This is a genomic window from Sinomonas sp. ASV486, assembly GCF_030908215.1.
GTDB lineage: Bacteria > Actinomycetota > Actinomycetes > Actinomycetales > Micrococcaceae > Sinomonas > Sinomonas puerhi.
This window is the reverse complement of sequence record NZ_JAVFJK010000005.1, coordinates 1-20,538: the sequence shown is the minus strand read 5'-3', so window position 1 is coordinate 20,538 and position 20,538 is coordinate 1. Positions and strand designations below refer to the sequence as shown.

15 protein-coding genes are annotated in these 20,538 nt (G+C 69.5%); 10 read left to right on the top strand and 5 right to left on the bottom strand.

The features are described 5' to 3' along the window. Nucleotides 1-53: 53 nt before the first annotated feature. Both RBS60_RS08475 and glyA read right to left on the bottom strand, forming a co-directional pair. Nucleotides 54-950, bottom strand: a complete 897-nt coding sequence (locus RBS60_RS08475) for a bifunctional methylenetetrahydrofolate dehydrogenase/methenyltetrahydrofolate cyclohydrolase (protein ID WP_307957116.1) — start codon at nucleotides 948-950, stop codon at nucleotides 54-56. An 8-nt stretch (nucleotides 951-958) separates the two neighbouring features. Then, on the bottom strand, nucleotides 959-2,251 hold the full coding sequence (gene glyA, locus RBS60_RS08470) for a serine hydroxymethyltransferase (protein WP_307957115.1): 1,293 nt from the start codon (nucleotides 2,249-2,251) through the stop codon (nucleotides 959-961). Between the two features lie 267 nt (nucleotides 2,252-2,518). On the opposite strand from glyA, the gene RBS60_RS08465 reads away from it, so the two are divergent. Together RBS60_RS08465 and purU are read left to right on the top strand one after the other, a co-directional pair. Beyond that, nucleotides 2,519-3,607, top strand: a complete 1,089-nt coding sequence (locus tag RBS60_RS08465) for an NAD(P)-binding domain-containing protein (RefSeq protein WP_307957114.1) — start codon at nucleotides 2,519-2,521, stop codon at nucleotides 3,605-3,607. Nucleotides 3,608-3,664: 57 nt separating this feature from the next. Further along, complete coding sequence (gene purU, locus RBS60_RS08460) at nucleotides 3,665-4,513, top strand: formyltetrahydrofolate deformylase (protein WP_307957113.1); 849 nt, start codon at nucleotides 3,665-3,667, stop codon at nucleotides 4,511-4,513. A 415-nt stretch (nucleotides 4,514-4,928) separates the two neighbouring features. Here purU and RBS60_RS08455 read toward each other — a convergent pair whose 3' ends face one another. Continuing rightward, entirely contained in the window at nucleotides 4,929-5,450 is a 522-nt protein-coding gene (locus RBS60_RS08455; RefSeq protein ID WP_307957112.1) for a gamma carbonic anhydrase family protein, read from the bottom strand. 97 nt (nucleotides 5,451-5,547) lie between these two features. Here RBS60_RS08455 and RBS60_RS08450 point away from each other — a divergent pair, with 97 nt between their 5' ends. From RBS60_RS08450 to RBS60_RS08430, 5 genes are all read left to right on the top strand, one after another. Beyond that, nucleotides 5,548-6,741, top strand: a complete 1,194-nt coding sequence (locus tag RBS60_RS08450) for an ROK family transcriptional regulator (protein WP_307957111.1) — start codon at nucleotides 5,548-5,550, stop codon at nucleotides 6,739-6,741. 158 nt (nucleotides 6,742-6,899) lie between these two features. Beyond that, nucleotides 6,900-8,444 carry a multiple monosaccharide ABC transporter ATP-binding protein gene (gene mmsA / locus RBS60_RS08445; RefSeq protein ID WP_307957110.1) on the top strand — a complete coding sequence of 515 codons (1,545 nt, stop codon included), beginning with the start codon at nucleotides 6,900-6,902 and terminating at the stop codon, nucleotides 8,442-8,444. Between the two features lie 18 nt (nucleotides 8,445-8,462). Beyond that, nucleotides 8,463-9,731 (top strand): multiple monosaccharide ABC transporter permease, encoded by a 1,269-nt coding sequence (gene mmsB / locus RBS60_RS08440; RefSeq protein ID WP_307957109.1) that lies wholly within the window; start codon nucleotides 8,463-8,465, stop codon nucleotides 9,729-9,731. A gap of 86 nt (nucleotides 9,732-9,817) precedes the next feature. Next, nucleotides 9,818-10,915: a substrate-binding domain-containing protein gene (locus RBS60_RS08435; RefSeq protein WP_307957108.1), complete on the top strand. Its 1,098-nt coding sequence runs from the start codon at nucleotides 9,818-9,820 to the stop codon at nucleotides 10,913-10,915. A 133-nt stretch (nucleotides 10,916-11,048) separates the two neighbouring features. Further along, nucleotides 11,049-12,779, top strand: coding sequence for a sialidase family protein (locus tag RBS60_RS08430; protein WP_307957107.1), 1,731 nt, complete (start codon nucleotides 11,049-11,051; stop codon nucleotides 12,777-12,779). A gap of 85 nt (nucleotides 12,780-12,864) precedes the next feature. Here RBS60_RS08430 and RBS60_RS08425 read toward each other — a convergent pair whose 3' ends face one another. Next, nucleotides 12,865-14,745 carry a heavy metal translocating P-type ATPase gene (locus RBS60_RS08425; protein ID WP_307957106.1) on the bottom strand — a complete coding sequence of 627 codons (1,881 nt, stop codon included), beginning with the start codon at nucleotides 14,743-14,745 and terminating at the stop codon, nucleotides 12,865-12,867. 114 nt (nucleotides 14,746-14,859) lie between these two features. Here RBS60_RS08425 and RBS60_RS08420 point away from each other — a divergent pair, with 114 nt between their 5' ends. From RBS60_RS08420 to RBS60_RS08410, 3 genes are all read left to right on the top strand, one after another. Beyond that, nucleotides 14,860-15,933: a Gfo/Idh/MocA family oxidoreductase gene (locus tag RBS60_RS08420; RefSeq protein ID WP_307957105.1), complete on the top strand. Its 1,074-nt coding sequence runs from the start codon at nucleotides 14,860-14,862 to the stop codon at nucleotides 15,931-15,933. 100 nt (nucleotides 15,934-16,033) lie between these two features. Then, complete coding sequence (locus RBS60_RS08415) at nucleotides 16,034-16,999, top strand: hypothetical protein (protein WP_307957104.1); 966 nt, start codon at nucleotides 16,034-16,036, stop codon at nucleotides 16,997-16,999. An 80-nt stretch (nucleotides 17,000-17,079) separates the two neighbouring features. Further along, nucleotides 17,080-18,045, top strand: coding sequence for a hypothetical protein (locus RBS60_RS08410; RefSeq protein WP_307957103.1), 966 nt, complete (start codon nucleotides 17,080-17,082; stop codon nucleotides 18,043-18,045). Nucleotides 18,046-18,525: 480 nt separating this feature from the next. Here the strand turns inward: RBS60_RS08410 and RBS60_RS08405 are convergent, their stop codons facing one another. Further along, nucleotides 18,526-20,163, bottom strand: a complete 1,638-nt coding sequence (locus RBS60_RS08405) for an inositol monophosphatase family protein (RefSeq protein ID WP_307957102.1) — start codon at nucleotides 20,161-20,163, stop codon at nucleotides 18,526-18,528. Nucleotides 20,164-20,538 lie beyond the last annotated feature (375 nt).

Here is a 20,538-nt window from a genome sequence, read left to right as displayed (position 1 = left end):
CCGCGGTGGATGACCCCGCATCGCAGGGAGCTGACTCCGCAACGCGGCTTGGTTCAGGCGAGGCCGGCTGCCCGCTCCGCGGCCTCAACCACATTGGTCATGAGGAGCGCCACGGTCATGGGGCCCACGCCGCCGGGGTTGGGTGAAAGGTAGCCGGCAACCTGGGCGACGTCGGGGTGCACGTCGCCGTACACCTTGGACTTGCCGCCCTCGGGATCGTCCTCGCGGGTCACACCGACATCGAGCACGGCGGCACCGGGCTTGACGTCCTCAGGCTTGACGATGTGCTTCACGCCGGCCCCGGACACGATGACGTCCGCATCACGCAGGTACCGGCCCATGTCCGGGGTGCCGGTGTGGACGATCGTCACCGTCGCGTTGATCTCGCGACGGGTCAGCAGGAGCGGCATCGGCCGTCCGATCGTCACACCGCGGCCGACGACCACCACGTGCTTGCCCTTGAGGTCGTACCCGTTGCGCAGCAGGAGCTCGATGACTCCACGCGGCGTACAGGGAAGCGGGGTGGTGATCTTCCCGTTGACGTTGAGCACGAGCCGCCCGAGGTTGGTCGGGTGCAGCCCGTCCGCATCCTTGGAGGGGTCGATCCGTGTGAGCAGCGCGTCCGTGTCCAGGTGCTTCGGCAGCGGCAGCTGCACAATGTACCCGTGGCAGGCGGGGTCCGCGTTGAGCTCGTCGAGGAGCGCCTCGACCTGCTCCTGCGTCGCGTCCGCGGGCAGCTCCTTCTGGATCGAGTTCATCCCGATCGCCTCGGACTGCCGGTGCTTCATCCCCACGTACAGTTGCGACGCGGGGTCGCCGCCCACGAGCACGGTGGCGATCCCGGGGACCACACCCTTGGCTTTGAGCGCGGCGACGCGCTCGGCGAGTTCCGCCTTGATGGCCGCCGAGGCGGCTTTCCCGTCGAGGACGACGGCGGTCTGTGCTGGCATCTCCCTGGTCACCATGCCTCGTGGCCGGGGTACAGCGGGAAGTCTTCAGCGAGCCTGTCCACGCGGGCACGGAGCGCGGCGAGATCAGCGCCGCCCTTGAGCGCCGTCGCGATGATGTCCGCGACCTCCGTGAACTCGACCGCGCCGAAGCCGCGCGTCGCAAGGGCAGGGGTGCCGATGCGCAGGCCCGAGGTGACCATCGGGGGCCTGGGGTCGAACGGGACGGCGTTGCGGTTCACCGTGATACCCACCTCGTGGAGGAGGTCCTCGGCCTGCTGGCCGTCAAGCTGAGAGTTGCGCAGGTCCACGAGGACGAGGTGGACATCGGTGCCGCCCGTGAGGACGGACACTCCGGCGTCGGCCACATCCTTTGCGTTGAGGCGCTCCGCGATGATCTTCGCGCCTTCGAGGACGCGCTGCTGGCGCTCGGCGAACTCGTCGGAGCCCGCGATCTTGAACGCCACGGCCTTCGCGGCGATGACGTGCATGAGCGGGCCGCCCTGCTGGCCGGGGAACACGTTGGAGTTGATCTTCTTGCCGAACTCCTCCTTGGCCAGGATCACGCCCGAGCGAGGTCCGGCAAGGGTCTTGTGCACGGTGGAGGTCACGACATGCGAGTGGGGAACCGGCGACGGGTGGAGGCCGGCCGCGACGAGGCCCGCGAAGTGGGCCATGTCGGTCCAGAGCAAGGCGCCGACCTCATCGGCGATCGAGCGGAACGCCTCGAAGTCGAGGTGGCGCGGGTACGCGGACCAGCCTGCAATGATGACCTGCGGACGCTCGGCGAGGGCCTGCTCGCGCAGCTTGTCCATGTCGACGCGGAAGGTGTCCTGTTCGACCTGGTACGCGGCGACCTGGTACAGCTTCCCGGAGAAGTTCAGCTTCATGCCGTGCGTGAGGTGCCCGCCGTGGGCGAGCGAGAGGCCAAGGATCTTGTCGCCCGGCGTGATCATTGCGGACAGCGCGGCAGCGTTGGCCTGCGCGCCCGAGTGCGGCTGGACATTGGCGTACTCGGCATCGAAGAGGGCCTTGACGCGCTCGATCGCAAGGTTCTCGGCCACGTCGACGTACTCGCAGCCACCGTAGTAGCGCTTGCCGGGGTAGCCCTCGGCGTACTTGTTGGTCAGGACTGAACCCTGCGCCTCCATGACGGAGCGGGGCGCGAAGTTCTCGCTGGCGATCATCTCGAGCGTGTTGCGCTGGCGTCCGAGCTCCTGCTCGAGGACGGCGGCGATCTCCGGATCGACCTCGCTCAGCGGGAGGTTGCTGACGGCGGACACGGTAGGAGTGGCGGGAGTCACGGAATCTCCTGGGGTCGTTGGCTGGGAGGCTACTGGTCAGGCTACCGGCCCCAAGCGCTGCCCGGTACTGCGTGGCAGAGCATGAAGACACGGCTTCTCGACCCTCGGCCCAGGCGTACGATCCGCGGTGTCCCCTGTGCGCCGCTCCCCGGTGGTGACCCACCCAACGCCAGTTGCGACGTGTCGAGTCTAACCCGGAGCCGGGGAATCCCCGGAGCTGTCCGGGCGTTGGATAGAGCAGTTGACACGTCAGACAAAGGAGATGCGGTGGAGACCCTCAAGGCCGTGGTGATCGGTGCCGGGCAGGCTGGCCTCAGCGCTGCGCACTGGCTGGGCCGCCGCGGGCTCACGCCGTGGGAGGACTACGTGGTCCTCGATGCCAACGAGGGCCCCGGCGGAGCGTGGCGGCACCGCTGGGACTCCCTGACCTTCGACGCCGCGCACGGCCTCCACCCCCTCCCCGGCCTCCCGCTCGAGGCTCCGGACCCCAAGGAGCCGGCCTCCGCCGTCGTGCGCCGCTACTACGGCGAGTACGAGCGCGAGTTCGCTCTCCCGGTGATCCGACCGGTGCGCGTCGCGTCGGTCGGGACGACGGACGACGGCGACCGCTTCCTCGTGCGCGCGGCCGACGGTCGCGCGTGGCACACCGACACGGTCATCAGCGCGACGGGGACGTGGGACACGCCGTACTGGCCCCACTACCCCGGCCGGGAGACCTTCCGCGGGCGGCAGCTCCACACCCACGACTTCGTCTCCGCCGAGGAGTTCACCCACCAGCGCGTCCTCGTGGTGGGCGGCGGGACGAGCGCCCTGCAGTTCCTCCTCCAGCTCCGCGACGCCGGCGCCGAGACGGCGTGGTCCACGAGGCGTGCGCCGCAGTGGACCGAGGAGGCGTTCGATGCTGACTGGGGCGTCGACGTCGAGCGCCGCGTCAACGAGCGGACCCGCGCCGGCCTCCCTCCGCTCTCCGTCTCCGCTGCGACCGGGCTGCCGCTGACCGAGCAGTACCTCGCCGGAATCCGCTCAGGGGTGCTCGTCTCGCGCGGCCCGCTCGCCCGCATCACCCCCACAGGGGCCGTCCTTACTGACGGCACCGAGCTCGAGCTCGACGCGATCCTGTGGGCCACCGGCTTCCGTGCCTCGCTCGGACACCTCGCACCCCTGCACGTGCGGGAGCCGGGCGGCGGCGTCCTCATGGCCGACGACGGCGTCAGCGTCGTGCGCGAACCTCGCCTGTTCCTGGTCGGCTACGGGGCGAGCGCCTCGACGGTCGGGGCCACCCGCGCCGGGCGCGCCGCGGCGATCGCCGCCGTCCGCAGCCTGCAGCGCGAGGAGGCCGGCGCCGTCGTCCGCTGAAGCCCGCGACGACCCCTGAGCTGAGCCGCGCGTGGGCGGCTCGGTACGCTTGACCCCGTGCAACGGAACACCTTCATCGTGACCCTCTCCTGCCCTGACCGGCCCGGCATTGTGTATGCCGTCTCGGGCGCGCTGCTCGAGGCCGGCTGCAACATCGCCGAGTCGCGCCAGTATGAGAGCCCGGACACGGGAACCTTCTTCATGCGCGTCGAGGTCGAGACGGAGTCCGAGCGGCCCGCGCTCGAGGCTGCGCTCGCGCCAGTCGCCGAGGCGTTCTCGATGCGGCTCGGACTCTTCGACGGCGGCGAGCCGGTGCGCACCCTCATCATGTGCTCCAAGGACGGCCGTACCCTCAACGACCTGCTGTTCCAGCAGCGCGCGGGCACCCTTCCCATCGAGGTGCCGGTGGTCGTCTCCAACCACAGGGACCTCGCCCCGATGGCCGAGTTCTACGGGGTGCCGTTCGTGCATCTGCCCGTCACGTCAGCGACAAAGGCCGAGGCGGAGGCGCGGCTCCTTGCCCTGGTCGAGGAGCATGGGGTTGAGCTCGTGGTGCTCGCACGGTACATGCAGATCCTGTCCGACGATTTGTGCCGGGCACTCGAGGGCCGCGCGATCAACATCCACCACTCGTTCCTGCCCTCGTTCAAGGGAGCCAAGCCGTACCATCAGGCGCATGCACGCGGCGTCAAGATCATCGGGGCCACCGCGCACTACGTCACGGCGGACCTGGACGAGGGACCCATCATCGAGCAGGAGGTCATCCGGGTGGATCACTCTCGGACTCCGGAGCACTTCGTCCAGCTGGGCCGCGACGTCGAGGGCCGCACCCTGAGCCGCGCCGTGCAGTGGCACGCCGAGCACCGAGTGCTCCTCGACGGGCACCGGACGGTCGTCTTCCCCTAGCAGCTGGGCGTTCGCGCCGAGATCACCCCGTGTGGCGCCCAAGTCACCCCGTGTGGCACCCAGATCACCCCGTCTGGAGCCGAAGTCACCCGGCCTGGCACCCCGTCCAGGACAGCCCGTGTGCCGGCGCCTGTTCCATCGGGGCGGGCGGACGACGGCCCATAGCCACGTCGGTGCCATGGCCGCCTGAGGTGACCAGTCGCCGTCGTGCGCCACTCGCGACCCGATATCGGGGGCACACCACCTGACCTCGCGCACACACCCGGTGACCTCGGCCCCACGCCGGGTGACCTCACGCACACACGCGGTGACCTCGGCCGCACACCGGGTGACCTCGCGCTCACACGCGATGACCTCGGCCGCACACACCCGGTGACCTCGGCCCCACACGGGGTGACCTCGGCGGCATGGTGAGTCAGCGGGGATTGGCCTGCCGGTGGGCACGGGCGAGGTCCACGTAATGCGAGGCATTGCGGTAGAGGCTCGCGACCTCGTCGTCCGTGAGTTCACGCCGCACCTTGGCCGGCACCCCGGCCACCAGGGAGCGGGGAGGCACCTGCGTCCCCTCAAGCACGACGGCGCCGGCCGCGACGAGGGATTCGGCTCCGATCACGGCTCCGTTCATGATGGTCGCGCTCATGCCCACGAGGACGTTGTCCCCCACCGTGCACCCGTGCACGACGGCGTTGTGGCCAACTGAAACGCCAGCCCCCACCGTGCAGGGGAAGCCCGCATCCGCGTGCAGGACCACGTTGTCCTGGAGGTTGCTGCCGGCGCCGATGGTGATCGTCGCGGTGTCCGCGCGGACCGAGACGCCGTAGAAGGCACTCGACCGCTCGGCCAGATGCGCGTCGCCGATGATCGACGCGGTCGGCGCCACGAACGCGCTCGGATGGATGTCCGGGGCCACGCCCCCGAACTCGATGACTGGGCTCATGCGCCCAGACTAGTGGCCAGTAGGTAAACGGGGCCCGAAGTCCTCGGTTGCGTTAATTTCTTGACGACAAGCCGTGGGCGGGTAGAAGCTGTAGGGCATGGTCTCCACCCTGCGCTCGATGACGAGCGGCGCCGGCAATCCGGGCTCCCAGTCTGCTCTCCGCAAGCTCAACGAGCAGCGTATTGTGGAGGCCCTCATGGCGGGGCCTGCCACCCAGGCTGAGCTGTCCCGGCACACCGGGCTCTCCACGGCGACCGTCTCCAACATCGTCAAGGTCCTTCACGATGCCAGCGTGGTCGCCACCGAGCCGACGACGAGCTCCGGCAGGCGCGCCCTGAGGGTGCGGCTCAACAGCAACTCGGCGGTCGCCGTCGGCATAGACTTCGGACGCCGGCACCTCCGCGTGGTCCTGGCCAACCTCGCCTACGAGGTGCTCGCCGAGGAGAGCATGAGCCTGCCGCTCGGGCATCAGGCCGATGTGAGCATCACGGCCGCCGTCGACGTCCTCGACCGCCTCATCGCGGAGACCGGCGTGCGCCGCGAGGACATCGTAGGAGTCGGCGCCGGGATCCCCGGGCCGATCGACCACCGGACGGGAACCGTGGTCCAGGGCGCAATCCTCCCGGAATGGGTCGGATTCCAGATCCTCTCCCACCTCGAGGAACGGCTCAGACTCCCGGTTTTCGTAGACAATGACGCCAATCTCGGCGCTCTGAGCGAGATCACGTGGGGCCCGCACAACGGGGTCTCGAACCTCATGTTCGTCAAGATCGGATCAGGGATCGGAGCGGGCCTCATCCTCGACGGCGCGCTGTTCTACGGGCACGTCGGGGTCACCGGCGAGATCGGCCACATGACCATCTCCGAGCACGGGCTCATGTGCCGCTGCGGCAATCGCGGCTGCCTCGAGACGGTATCCTCGACCACTACGATGTCCGAGCTCCTGAGCCGCGGTGAACCTGAGCCCCTCACCCCCGACGACATCGTGCACCGCGCCCTCGGGGGCTCGCCCGCCGCACTGAGGGTGCTCGACGACGCCGGGCTGGCGACCGGCCGCGCGCTCGGCGCCGTGGCCAATCTGATCAATCCCGAGGTGATCGTCATCGGTGGCCCTCTGGCCGAGCTCGGGGAGCTGCTCCTCGAGCCAATCCGGCGCGGGCTCCTGCGCCATGCCGTGCCGCTCATCGGCGAGACGACGACCGTCGCGATGTCGGCACTCGGCGCCCGCGCGGAGGTCCTCGGCGCCGCCGCGCTCGTGTTCCAGAACGCGGACATCGCCCGCCACACCTGAGGCGGAATGGTGACCCGGAAGACAACAATCCGGGTATAGATTGCGTTAAAGCCTTGACGACAAGCCCCGAGGGCTTGTTTACTTTCTACTCAGACGGCGCCGCTCCAAGGCCGCCGGACAATGAAGTTCGTGTTTGATGACCAGGAGGCCAGCGGCACATGGAGCCGAACGAACCTGTGATCCTCGAGATGCGGTCCATCACCAAGGAATTCCCCGGGGTGAAGGCGCTCTCGAATGTGACCCTGAAGGTGAAGGCCGGCGAGATCCACGCGATCTGCGGCGAGAACGGCGCGGGCAAGTCCACGCTCATGAAGGTCCTCTCGGGTGTCTACCCCTACGGGAGCTACTCGGGCGACATCGTCTACCAGTCCCAGACGCAGGAGTTCAAGGACATCCGGGCCAGCGAAGCGGCCGGGATCGTGATCATCCACCAAGAGCTCGCGCTCATCCCCGAGCTGTCCATCATGGAGAACATCTTCCTGGGCAACGAGCCGGCCAAGCGGGGAGTGATCGACTGGAAGGAAGCGCGCAAGCGCTCCATCGAGCTGCTCGCCCGGGTGGGGCTCAAGGACGATCCGGACACGCAGGTCAAGGAGATCGGCGTCGGCAAGCAGCAGCTCGTGGAGATCGCGAAGGCGCTGAACAAGTCGGTCAAGCTCCTCATCCTCGACGAGCCCACTGCCGCGCTGAACGAGGCGGACTCGCAGCATCTGCTCGACCTCATCGTGGGCCTCAAGGGCCGCGGCGTCACGAGCATCATGATCTCCCACAAGCTCAACGAGATCGAGCAGATCGCAGACGAGATCACGATCATCCGCGACGGCAAGTCGATCGAGACCCTCAACGTCAAGCGCGACGGCGTCGACGAGGACCGGATCATCAAGGGCATGGTCGGCCGCACGCTCGAATCCCGCTTCCCCGACCACACCCCCACGATCGGCGAGGTGCTCTTCGAGGCCAGGAACTGGACCGTCCAGCACCCCGTCATCGCGGACCGCCTCGTCTGCAAGGGCTCCAACTTCTTTGTCCGCAAGGGCGAGATCGTCGGGTTCGCCGGGCTCATGGGCGCCGGCCGCACGGAGCTCGCCCGCAGCATCTTCGGCCATTCCTACGGCAAGTTCGTCGGCGGCCAGACCTTCATGCACGGCAAGGAGGTCAAGATGCACACCGTCGCCCAGGCCATCGACACCGGGCTGGGCTACGTGACCGAGGACCGCAAGACCCTGGGCCTGAACCTGCTGGACGACATCAAGACGACCACCGTCTCGGCCGCGCTGAAGAAGATCACCCGCGGCCTCGTCGTCGACCGCAACCAGGAGTACAAGGTCGCGGAAGAGTACCGGAAGTCGCTGCGGACCAAGACGCCGAACGTCGACGAGGGGGTCGCCAAGCTTTCGGGCGGCAACCAGCAGAAGGTCGTCCTGGCCAAGTGGATGTTCACCGATCCCGAGCTGCTCATCCTCGACGAGCCCACCCGCGGCATCGACGTCGGAGCGAAGTACGAGATCTACGGGATCATCCAGCGCCTCGCGAGCCAGGGCAAGGGCGTGATCGTCATCTCGTCCGAGCTCCCCGAACTGCTGGGGCTCTCCGACCGCATCTACACGATCTTCGAGGGCGCGATCACCGGCGTCCTGACCAAGGAAGAGGCCACGCAGGAGAGCCTCATGAAGCTCATGACCCAGGCCCGCAAGGCAGCCTGAGAGAACGAAGGACCAATCATGGACGCCCTCAAGAAGCTCTTCGGCGGCAACACCCGCCAATTCGGGATGATCTTCGCCCTCGTGGCCCTGATCGTCCTGTTCCAGATCCTCACCGGCGGGCTCACGCTCACCCCGGACAACGTCATCAACCTCTTCAACGGCAACTCGTACATCCTCATCCTCGCGATCGGCATGGTCCTCGTGATCATCGCGGGCCACATCGACCTCTCCGTCGGCTCGATCGCCGCGGCCGTGGGCATCATCGTGGCCATCACGATGCGCGACTGGCACCTGCCCACGTGGGTCGGGATCGTCCTCGGCCTCGCGATCGGCGCGCTCATCGGGGCGTGGCAGGGCTTCTGGGTGGCCTACGTCGGGATCCCCGCCTTCATCGTCACGCTCGCCGGCATGCTCATCTTCCGCGGTGTGAACCAGTTCATCGGCCAGTCCAACACGGTCCCCGTTCCGACGGACTTCCAGTACATCGGCGCCGGTTACCTGCCCGAGATCGGCCCGAAGCTCGGGTACAACAACCTGACGCTCCTCCTCGGGCTCATCGGGGCCGCGGCCGTCATCTGGTTCGAGGTGCGCGGCCGCCGCCAGGCCAAGGAGCTCGGCGCCGAGGTCCCCGAGCTGTGGGTGAGCATCACGAAGCTCGTGCTCATCTGCGCGGCCATCCTCTACGCGACGTACCTCTTCGCCACAGGCCGCACCGGCACCTCCTTCCCGGTCCCGGGCATCATCCTCGGCGTCCTCGTGCTCATCTACGGCTTCATCTCCGCCAAGACAGTCGTCGGCCGCCACATCTACGCCGTCGGCGGCAACCGGCACGCGGCCGAGCTCTCCGGCGTGCAGTCCAAGAAGGTCAACTTCCTCGTCATGATGAACATGGCCATCCTCGCGGCCCTCGCCGGCATGGTCTTCGTGGCCCGCTCCACCGCCTCCGGCCCGTTCGACGGCACCGGCTGGGAGCTCGACGCAATCGCGGCCGTGTTCATCGGCGGCGCGGCCGTCACCGGCGGCGTCGGCACCGTGATCGGCTCGATCGTTGGAGGCCTCGTCATGGCCGTGCTCAACAACGGACTGCAGCTCCTGGGCATCGGCGCGGACCGCACCGCCATCATCAAGGGCCTCGTACTCCTCGCGGCAGTCGCCTTCGACGTCTACAACAAGTCCCAGGGCAAGCGCTCGATCATCGGCCTCCTCCTGCGCAACAGCTCCAGGAGCGAGCCCTCCCGCCCGGACGAGACCACCAAGACCAGCGAAGTCCTCGCCAAGGAAAGCTGACGACGGCGGCGGCCACGCGCCGTCGCCCATCACCACCCCCGATTTCCCCACTGGAAACCAGAGAAGAACCACAGAAAGCGAACACCATGCGAAAGTTTGGCAAGGCAGGAAAGGCAGCAGCCATTGCTGCGATCGCAGCACTGGCGCTGACCGCCTGCGGTCGCTCGGACAGCGGATCAAGCGGCTCGAGCAGCGGCGCTGCCGGGTTCGCGCAGAACTCCGAGATCGGCGTCGCGCTCCCGCAGAAGACGTCGGAGAACTGGGTCCTCGCCGAGGGCCTCTTCAACGACGGGCTCAAGGGCGCCGGCTTCACCGCGGACGTCCAGTTCGCGAACGGCGGCGTCTCCGAGCAGCAGAACCAGATCTCCGCGATGGTCACGAAGGGCGCCAAGGTCATCATCGTCGGCGCCATCGACGGATCGCAGCTCGGCACCCAGCTCGCCCAGGCGAAGCAGGCAGGCGCCACGGTGATCGCGTATGACCGCCTGCTCCTGAACACCCCGAACGTGGACTACTACGTGGCGTACGACAACTTCAAGGTCGGCGTGCTCCAGGGCCAGGCGCTCCTGGACGGCATGAAGGCCAAGAAGGCCACGGGCCCTTACAACGTCGAGCTCTTCGCCGGCTCCCCGGACGACGCCAATGCGAAGGTGTTCTTCAACGGCGCCATGAGCGTCCTGCAGCCGAAGATCGACGACGGCACACTCAACGTCGTCTCGGGCCAGAAGTCCTTCGACCAGGCCGTGACCCAGGGCTGGAAGGCTGAGAACGCCCAGAAGCGCATGGACACCCTCCTCGCGTCGAGCTACAACTCGAAGACGCTCGACGGCGTGCTCTCGCCGAACGACACCCTTGCCCGCGCCATCATCACCTCGGTGAAGAGCGCTGGCAAGCCGATCCCGGTCGTGACGGGCCAGGATTCCGAGGTCGAGTCGGTCAAGTCGATCATGGCGGGCGAGCAGTACTCGACCATCAACAAGGACACGCGCAACCTCGTGAACAAGGCGATCGACATGGTCAAGAAGCTCCAGGCTGGCCAGACGCCGGACGTCAACGACGACAAGTCGTACAACAACGGCACCAAGGTCGTCCCCGCGTTCCTGCTCCCGCCGGTCATCGTCACGAAGGCGAACGCCAAGGACGCCTACGCGAACGATCCGACGCTGAGCAAGCTCACCCAGTAGGACCCTGCACCGAACCACCACGCCAGCCGTCGCCTCTTCCGGAGGCGGCGGCTGGCGTCTTTACAGCCCCAATCCTGCGGACGGACACTGTCACTGCTCTTGGCCCCCGTCAGACCTATCGATTGGACCGGAAATGAAAGCTCGTCGTGCTCTCGCCGTTGTCGCCTTGGTCGGAACCCTGTCGTTGAGCGCCGGATTCGTCAGCAGCGCCCAGGCGGTCAACCCGAGTCTGGACGTGAAGGCCCACGGCCACCTCGACAACGGCAAGGCCCTTCCCCACGTCTCCGGCGGCACGGAGGTGACCTTCGACGAGGAGCGGGCGCTGGGTGCCGATGCGCAGTCCGCTGCGTCCTCCGACCTTCCTCCCGACGCGGCCGTGTCCGCGCTCGGCTGCGCGAACCGGGGCTCCCCCACGAACCGCAGGGTGAACCAGGACTGCACCGCGCGCCGGCAGGCCGAGGAGCAGGTGGCCGTCAACCCCCTCGACCCCACCAACGTCATCGCAGGCCAGAACGACAGCCGCATCGGCTTCAACCACTGCGGCTTCGACTACTCACTGGACCAGGGGGCCACGTTCGGCGACGGGCTCCCTCCGTTCTTCCAGCACCTGAATCCCGGCACGGGCCACACCTACGACGCCGCGAGCGACCCCAACGTGACCTTCAACGGAGCGGGTGTCGCCTGGTACTCCTGCGTGGTCTTCGACGTCAACAGCAACGCCACAGGGCTCCTCGCTGTCCCGTCCACCGCGGCGCTCAAGGGATCGGCCTACGCGAACGTGGGCGCGGGCGCCTCGAAGTTCGTCGTCGCCGAGGCCAACGACGGCCACACCTTCTACGACAAGCAGTTCATGGCTGGCGACCCGCGTACCGGTCAGAAGAGCGTCTACGTCACCTTCACGGTGTTCAACTCCGACCAGAAGTGCTCCACGGGCAACAACCCCGGCGCCTACTGCAGCTCCGAGATCTTCTACTCGAAGTGGGACGCCACGAGCCAGAGGTGGTCCCCGATCGCGAACGTCAGCGGGTCCTCCCCCCTGTGCACCGGCGGCAACACGTTCGACAAGAAGGCTGCCGCAGATGCGTGCAACTTCGACCAGGGCAGCATGCCTGTGGTCGACCCGAGCGACGGAAGCGTCTTCGTCGTGTGGAGCAACGGCAACACGCCGACCGCGCTCAACCAGCAGCTCGGCCGTCGCATCAACACGGACGGCACGATGGGCCCGGTTGTGAAGGTCGGCCAGGATGATGAGAGCCATGTGGCGCTCTGCGACTTCGGCCGAGGCCCGGAGGAGTGCGTGAAGTCGCTCAACGTGAGGACCAACGACTACCCGGCAGTCGCGGTCGATCCCACGAACCCCAACCACCTCGTCGCGGTCTGGCAGGACGGTCGTCATGCCGCGGACGCGAGCGGGACGTACAACGTCGTGGTCTCCGACAGCACCAACGGCGGCCGGACCTGGACCGACGCGGCGGGCGGGGGCACCGTACTCGACGGCGTCACCGGGGCAGCCCTGTCCCAGCCGTCCGTTGCCATCACCCGGACGGGCACGACGGCGGTCAGCTTCTACAACGCCAACCCGTACAGCGGCACAGCCGTCGGCGGCGGCACGTTCGGCTACGGACTGCGCGCCCGCGCGGCGGGTGCCACCAGCTTCTCCGCCTACCGCAGCGTCAGCGACGGTCAGGCGTACCCGAGCCCGCAGGCCAACGCGAGCCAGAGGGGCTTCCTCGGGGACTACTCGAGCATCGCGGCCTCGACGGCGCCCGGCTCGAACCTCGTGCACGCGGTCTGGGCAGACACGCGCAACAGCGGCGCGGCCGGTCCCGACGAGGACGTATTCCTGGCGACGATCACGCCGTAGCCCCGCTCCGCACTGACGACGGCGGCCGTCCCCTCGCCGGGGCGGCCGCCGTCGCGCTGCACTCGCCGCGCTGCGACAGGACCGGTCAGGGCAGCCTGACGGGATGGCTGGTGGCTTCCACGGACACGCGCACGGCCGGGCGGCCCCCGCGGACCGCCCTCAGCGCATTGAGGATGGTCGCGAGGTCCACGGCCTCCTGGAGGAGCGCGCCGGCAACCGCGGGCAGCACACCGGTCAGCGCCACGATCATGAGCCCCACGCTGAGCGCAATGCCCAGCCAGATCGACTGGAGGGCAACGCGGACGGTGTGCTGGGAGATCTCGACGGCGGTCGCCGTCCGCGAGATGTCGTCGACGAGGACAACGGCGTCGGCGGACTCGCTCGCAGCCGTCGAGCCGCGCGCACCCATCGCGATGCCGACATCCGCGGCCGCGAGGACCGGAGCGTCGTTGACGCCGTCGCCGACCATGAGCACGGGCCGAGGCGCCGCCGCCCGCACGATCTCGACCTTGTCCAGCGGCAGCAGTTCGGGCCGCACATCAGAGACCCCCAGCTGGTCGGCGATGCTGCGGGCGGTCCGTGCGCCGTCGCCCGTGAGCATGACCGTGTGCCGCGCACCGAGCTCGGCGAGCCTGGCGAGGGTCGCCTTCGCTTCGGGGCGGGGCAGGTCGCGAAGCACGACGACGCCCGCGAACGCCCGGTCCACTGCCACGTAGACGGCGAGCTCCCCCGGCTCGAGCGGCGGCTCTGCGATCTCGCGCCCGGTCTCAGCGCCCACGAACGCGCGCTTGCCCACGAGGACCCGCTGGTCCTCGAGCTGTGCCAGCACGCCGTTCGTTGCGGCCTCCTCGGCGCCAGACCCTGGAATCAGCTCGGCACCCTGGGCGACGGCCGCCTCGACGATGGATGAGGCGAGCGCGTGAGTGGAGTACTGCTCAGCCGAGGCCGTGAGCGCTAGGAGTTCCGCGGCGTCGAACCCGCGCTCGGGGCGGACTGAGACGAGCTCGGGACGACCACGGGTGAGCGTTCCCGTCTTGTCGAACGCGGCGGTCTTGACCCGCGAGAGCAGCTCGAGGACGGCGCCACCCTTGACGATCACCCCGTTCTTCGCCGCGCGGCTCATGCCGCCCATGAACGCCACGGGGGCTGCGATGAGCAGCGGGCAAGGGGTCGCGACGACGAGCACCTCGGCGAACCGCCGTGGGTCGCCGGAGAGCCACCAGCCCACGGCCGCGAGCGCGAGCGAGAAGGCTGTGAACGGGACGGCATACCGGTCGGCGAGGCGCACCACCGGGGCGCGGCTCGCGGAAGCCTCGCGCACGAGGGCCACGATCTGGGAGAACTGGCTGTCCGCGGCCGTCGCGCTCGCACGGAGCAGCGCCGCCGTCGTGCTGTTGACGGAGCCGGAGAGGACCTTCTCCCCCGCCTCGCGATCCACGGGGAGGCTCTCCCCAGTGAGCGAGGACTCGTCGAACGAGGCCGCCCCAGATTCCAGCACGCCGTCAACAGGGACCACCTCGGAGGGACGGACCACGAGGAGGTCACCGGGGGCCACATCCTCGAGCGGCACGTCCTCCACGGTGCCGTCTGCGAGGCGTCGGTGTGCGGTGCGCGGCACCCGGTCCAGAAGAGCCGTGAGCTCCCGCTTCGCGCGCCCCGCGGCGTAGTCCTCAAGCGCCTCACCGCCCGAGAGCATGAGCACGATGATCACCGCAGCGACGTACTCCCCCACGAGCAGGGTCGCGACGATCGCCGTGACAGCGAGGAGGTCGAGTCCCCAATGCCCCCGGAGGATCTCCCGCACCATCCCCACGAACGTCCAGGCCGCCACGCCTCCCGCGAAGATGCTGGCCACGAGCTGCGCCGCCTCGCCCTGCCCGATCCCGGCCAGGAGCAGCGAGAGCGCGAGAACGATGATGGCGGCGATAACGAGCGGATAGGCGCGCACGAGACGGAGGATCCCCATGGTCCGATCCTGCCCGTCCTGCCACGCCCCGTCCAGCGAGGGGAGGCTCGCCTCACGCAACCCTCCGTTCCTCGCATCGGCATGGTGTCGCCAGGGGCGTGGAAGGATGGGCGCATGACGCGTCACATCCAGCGCCCGTGGCTCTCACTGCAGCCGTCCGATGACCCGCTCGAGCCGACGGGCCGCACGGTCCGCTGGGGCGTCGTGGCGACGGGCGGCATCGCCCGGACCGTGACGCGCGACCTGATCCTCCTGCCCGATGCCTCCCTGCATGCTGTGAGCTCGAGGCACCACGAGACCGCCCTCGCCTTCGCCCGCGAATTCGGTGCGGCCCACACGTACGCCGATCAGGGGGCGACTCCGGGGTACGCGCAGCTGGTGCAGGACCCTGATATCGACGTCGTCTACGTCGCCACTCCGCACGGACAGCACTTCGAGGTGGCGAAGGCAGCGCTCGAGGCCGGGAAGAACGTGCTCGTCGAGAAGGCCTTTACCGTCAACGCCCATGAGGCGCAGGCGCTCGTGGACCTCGCCTCGGCGCGGGGCCTCTTCCTCATGGAGGCCGTGTGGAGCAGGTTCGTGCCGGGCATGCTCAGGGCGCTGGACATCATCGAATCTGGCGATCTTGGCGAGATCCAATGGGTCTCCGCCGATCTGGGCTTCCCGGCGCCCAAGGACCCGCAGAGCCGCATCTGGGACGTGTCCGCAGGCGGCGGGGCGCTGCTGGACCTGACCGTGTATCCGCTCCTGTGGGCCGTGGGTGCGCTCGGCTTCCCCGACTCCCTGACGGCCGTCGGGAGCCTCAACGAGGATGGCGTGGACGAGCAGAATGCCCTCACCCTCTCGTACAGCGGCGGGCAGCTCGCGACCCTCATCTCCTCGTTCGTCGCCCACGGGCCCCGAACCGCCACGGTGGCCGGCACCGAGGGAGTCCTCACGAGCGTCGGCAGCATCAACAACCCCACGGAGCTCGTGGTGCGCCGCGGATGGGACCCGGCGCGGACCGAAACGATTGACGTGGTGGGCCGGGGCTACGTGTACGAGCTGCGGGAGGTGGTGCGCTGCATCCAGCAGGGCGCCGTCGAGAGCCCCACCATGCCGTGGAAGCACACAGTGGACACGATGCGCCTCTTCGACGGCGTGCGGCGGCAGCTCGGCATCCGCTACCCGAACGACGAAATCCACTGACAAAGTCCTCCAGCTCTGGACCCGAACTCGGAGCGCGCCTAGCATGAGGCTTGAACAGCCCGCCGCGGGGCGGCGGCTTGCCTTGGGGAGGAGGGAACCCATGCGCATTGGTGGACGCTGGCGCGCACGCGCCCTCACCGTTGCCCGCCACGCGGCCGCGGCCGCTGGCCTCGGAGCCGCTTGGATTCTCCTTTCGGGCGCCCCAGCGAACGCCGCCATTCCCTCCCCAGGAGACCTCGTGGGCGGCATCGTTGCGCCCGCACCCTCGGCCACCGCCTCAGGACCCATGAGCTCGGTACCTGCCACGACGGCGGCGCTCGCCTCGGATCCGGGCGGCACCCTCGCGGGCCTCACAGCCACGACGACGTCGACGGCCACCTCGCTTGCCGGGGCCGTGCCCACGGCCGTGGCGCCACTCACCGGTGGACCGGCCTCGCCCCTCGCGCCAGTGATCACACCCGTCGTCGAGGGCACCACGAGCTTGGCCGTAGAAGCGGTGGGAGCTGTCGGAGGCACAGTGGGCGCGGTTGCCCAAGGAACAGGGGACGCGCTCGCCCCAGTCGCACAGCCCGTGGGTCAAGTGCTCGAGACCACGACCGCTCCGGCGCCCACGCGGCCGGTTCCCGGCCTAGCCGACATCTTCATGGACACTGCACCAGCGGCATCCACGCCTCTTGACCACCCCGGCGGAGACTCACCCGCCGGGGAGCCGATGAGGCAGGACCCGCTCGCGGGCGAAGCTGGGCTGTCCGCGGCCGCAACCGCACGCCCCACTCCCCCGGCAATGGCCGGTGCCTTTGTCCTCGATGGCGCCGCGATGGTCGCTTCAGGCACGGGCAGCGGGTGGCCGGACCTTCCCCGGGATCCCGTCATTGCGCCAGCCCCTGCTCCCACCTCGGGTGAGAGTTCGCCCTCCGGTGCGGGAGGCGGCTCCGGTGCCGCCACCGCCTTGGGCGCGAGCGCTTTCTCGCTCATGCTCCTGAGCCGCGCAGGCGGCCGACTGGGCCACACGGCCACGCGCCTACCGGCCTCGCCCTCGTTCGATCCCGGATCGACTCCCGACTAGGAGGGGACAGGTCTGCCCTCGCGCAGACACTCGTTCCCCGGCGCCACCGGCGCCCCCATCACCTCGTCAGGAGAAGAACCATGCACATCTATGTGCGCCGAGCCATGCTCGGAACTCTGGTCGCGGGAGGCCTGCTGGGCCTCGGCCACGCCGCCGCAAGTGCGGCCACGACCCCACCCGATCCGCAGTCCGGCGTGATCGTCACCCCGGCAACCGTCAGCTCATTGACCGCCACGACAGATCCCGTCCTCACCCTCACCGCACCCACCACGCTCACCACGAGCACTGGCACGGGCACGGGCACAGGGACCGGCCAGGTCGGCGGGTCCACAGGCGCACTCAGCGCAGCCACCGACCCCGCCGTCACCCTCACCCCACCCACCACGCTCACCACGAGCACTGGCACCGGCACAGGGACGGGCACGGGGACCGGCCTGGTTGGCGGCGTCGACGTCGCGACGAACCCGAAGGCGTGCCTCGCGCTGCCGCTTTCCGCGGGCTTCGGCGGACCAGCCGCGATGGTTGCGGGCGACTGCGGCACGACCGGCACTCGTGGCGCCTCGGGTACACCGGGCTCCTCGGGTACACCCGGCACGTCGGGCATGCCCGCCACGCCCGGCGCATCAGGCGAGCTCGGCATCCCAGGAGCCTCGGGCACACCAGGCATGCCCAGCACCTCAGGGATGCCCCGTGCAGCCAGCGCGCCCGGCACTGGCGGCGCTCGTGCTGTCTTCGTCGTCTACGTGACGCTCGCCCCCGGCAGCAACGCAGGCACGTCTGCAGTGGCTCGACCTCTGGCTGCCTCGTGGACGCCAGCGGCTACGCAGACTCAGGCGTACGCTGCGTCGCAACCGCAGGCACCGACACAAGGCGGCGCGGCACCAGAAGCCTGCCTTGCGTCGCTCTCGCAGGAAACAAGCGGCACCATGACGCTCACGTTCACCCTGCTGCTGGCAGCCCTGACCCTGAGCCTCGGCCTCGGAGCCGGCCTCGGGACGGGGTTGGCCCTGAGCCGTCGTCGCGCAAGGGCGTCCGCGACGGCGTAGACCCGTCCGCTGACGGCCAGAAGCTGGCCTGTCGCCGCGCGCCGTACGTGAAGGGCTGGGGCTCCACGAACGGCACACGGCTTGCGGCCTGACGTATGGCTGTCACGGGCGTGTGACGGGGACCCGTTGCTTCCAGGCAACGGGTCCCCTGAGCCCACCCTGCTGCGGGGTGGTCCCGACGACTGGGCGCTCGAGTCGTCCGGAGGATCCGCTCATTGCCCCGTAAAGCGTTCCCGGGGCGGGGTCCGGTGAGAGCGACCGTGGCCAGCTACGCGGAGGGACGGGTCCCCATCCGCGCCGGCCAGCGGATGCGGAGGATCAAGGACTTCAACGGTCGTGAGGAACACCCGGCCGGCCGCCAGGGTCATGACCTGAGGATGGTGAGTCGCGAACGGCAGCTAGACGCGGCGAACAAGCTCGAAGCGTGTGCGCCGCGTCCAGGTGGCGACCTCCGCGGAGAGGCTCCCGTCCCGCGGTGGGTCAGTCCACACGTGCGGGCTCGAGATCGGCGCGCAGTGCCGCAGTCCATGCCTCGTGCAGCTCGGCAGCATGCTCGGGCCGCGCCGCGAGGACGCCTCCGGACTCGGGCCACGCCGTCAGGCGGCCATCCTCGTCGAGGACGACCCCTCCGGCCTCGCGCACGATGAGGACCGCGGCCAGATGGTCGATCGGGCTGAACCGCACAACGACACCGCCGGCGCCCCGCCCCACGGCAACCCCTGCGAGCGAGAGCGTCCCGGAGCCCATGACACGCACCGTGCAGAACCGCCTGGACATTTCGTCAAGGAACGCGGCGAAGCCCGGCCATGGCAGGTGGCCTAGAAGCTCGGTGGCGACCACGGTGCCAGCGAGGCCCGCGACAGCGTCCCCCGGCGACGCGACGTCGTGCATCCCCGCCCCGTGGGAGAGGTCGAGGCGGTCGCCGTCGGCTTCGGCGCCGTAGCCGGCGACGGCTGCGAGGACGTTCCCGCGCCATATGTCGGCTACTACGGCGACGAGCGGCTCGTGGTCGATGGCGAGGGCGAGTGAGAAGGCGGTCCATGGCATGCCGTTGGCGAGGTTCGCGGTCCCGTCGACTGGGTCGACGTACCAGCACGGCACCCCCGGCGCCGGGGTGCCGCCGAGTTCTTCGCCGACCACGAGGTGGCCGGGGAGACGGGCGGCGATGACCTGGCGGACGTGCTGCTCGACGGCGAGGTCCACTTCGGTGACGTGGTCGGCGGGGTTGGCCTTGGTGCGGACGCGGCCGAGGTTGGCTTGGCGGGTGTAGTCGATGGCCCAGAGGGCCAGCTCGTGGGCCACGGCGGCTGCCGCCGCGAGCTCATCGCCCGGGAGGTGCCTCGGGTGCGGTGCCGAGGCCCAGGCGGCCGGGCCCTCGGCGATGACGGTCCGGAGGACGGAGAGGCGGTTGGTGGTGACCGCGTCCACCCCGAGGGCGAGTGCCCAGCGCATGCCGTCCTCGGTGTCGACCGTCCAGCAGGCCGCGAGTGCGCCCGCGGCGTGGGCGGCGTCGACGAGCGCCTGGCTGAGGACGGCGTAGTCGGAGTTCACGGCGTGCGGGCGCAGCCGTGCAAGGAGCTCGGCCGGCGGCAGGTCGCGGCGGTTCCAGGGGAGCCACACGCTCGCGTCCGCGTCGAGGCCGCGCACGATCGTCATGGCCTCGAGGTTCCCGCACCATGCGACGCGGGCTGGTTCGGTGCCCGCTGCGCGCGCGTCCTGGGCATGACTGCGGACGACGGCGACGCTCGCCTGGGCGGGGCCGGGCTCGTCCATGTCGATGAGCAGCACGGAGCCGGTGCCCGCGACGAGGTCGAGGGCGTCGGAGAGGAGCGGGATGCGGTGGTCCTTGCCTTCGCCCCGGCCCAGGGCCGCGACGTCTGCCCAGTCCACGTCCCCGATGTCCCGCGGGTCCTCCCACATCCGCTCGAGGGTGGGGTCGTGGAGGAGCACTGCGTACCCGTCGCGGGTGAGCCGGACGTCGACCTCGACGAAGTCCGCGCCGGCTTCGACGGCCGCCCGGACGGCTGCCAGGGTGTTCTCGCGGTGCTGCTCCACGTCGCCGCGGTGCGCGGTCACCAGCGGCGCGGCGGCCGTCGTGGGCGACGTTGCGTCGTTCACGCGCCGTCCCCCGTGGTGACAAGCCTGCCGTCCTCGAAGGTGAGCCATTTGGTGACCCGCGCGTGGCCGCGGGTCCCGACGGGGGGCGGGTTGCCGGTGGCGTAGCTGCGCAGGCTGGCGTCGTCGCGGGTGAGGTGGACCTCGGTGAAGTGGCCGCGGGGGACGACGCGGTGGACTGTGGCGGGGATCCCCTCGCTGCCGGTGCTGTGCTTGGCGGCGTCGGCGGAGCGGAGCCGGGGGTGAAGACGACGTCCTCGGGGCGGATGCCGACCACGCCGGCGCCGGGGATGATGCGGCCGTCCTGGAGGCGGCCTTGGAGGCGGTTGAGGCTGCCGATGAAGGTCGCGACGAACTCGGTGGCGGGGGTGCTGTAGA

Coding starts and splice junctions, on each gene's coding strand:
- RBS60_RS08475 (WP_307957116.1), bottom strand. CDS start 950: ATGCCAGCACAGACCGCCGTCGTCCTCGACGGGAAAGCCGCCTCGGCG.
- RBS60_RS08455 (WP_307957112.1), bottom strand. CDS start 5,450: ATGAGCCCAGTCATCGAGTTCGGGGGCGTGGCCCCGGACATCCATCCG.
- RBS60_RS08450 (WP_307957111.1), top strand. CDS start 5,548: ATGGTCTCCACCCTGCGCTCGATGACGAGCGGCGCCGGCAATCCGGGC.
- mmsA (WP_307957110.1), top strand. CDS start 6,900: ATGGAGCCGAACGAACCTGTGATCCTCGAGATGCGGTCCATCACCAAG.
- mmsB (WP_307957109.1), top strand. CDS start 8,463: ATGGACGCCCTCAAGAAGCTCTTCGGCGGCAACACCCGCCAATTCGGG.
- RBS60_RS08435 (WP_307957108.1), top strand. CDS start 9,818: ATGCGAAAGTTTGGCAAGGCAGGAAAGGCAGCAGCCATTGCTGCGATC.
- RBS60_RS08430 (WP_307957107.1), top strand. CDS start 11,049: ATGAAAGCTCGTCGTGCTCTCGCCGTTGTCGCCTTGGTCGGAACCCTG.
- RBS60_RS08425 (WP_307957106.1), bottom strand. CDS start 14,745: ATGGGGATCCTCCGTCTCGTGCGCGCCTATCCGCTCGTTATCGCCGCC.
- RBS60_RS08420 (WP_307957105.1), top strand. CDS start 14,860: ATGACGCGTCACATCCAGCGCCCGTGGCTCTCACTGCAGCCGTCCGAT.
- RBS60_RS08415 (WP_307957104.1), top strand. CDS start 16,034: ATGCGCATTGGTGGACGCTGGCGCGCACGCGCCCTCACCGTTGCCCGC.
- RBS60_RS08410 (WP_307957103.1), top strand. CDS start 17,080: ATGCACATCTATGTGCGCCGAGCCATGCTCGGAACTCTGGTCGCGGGA.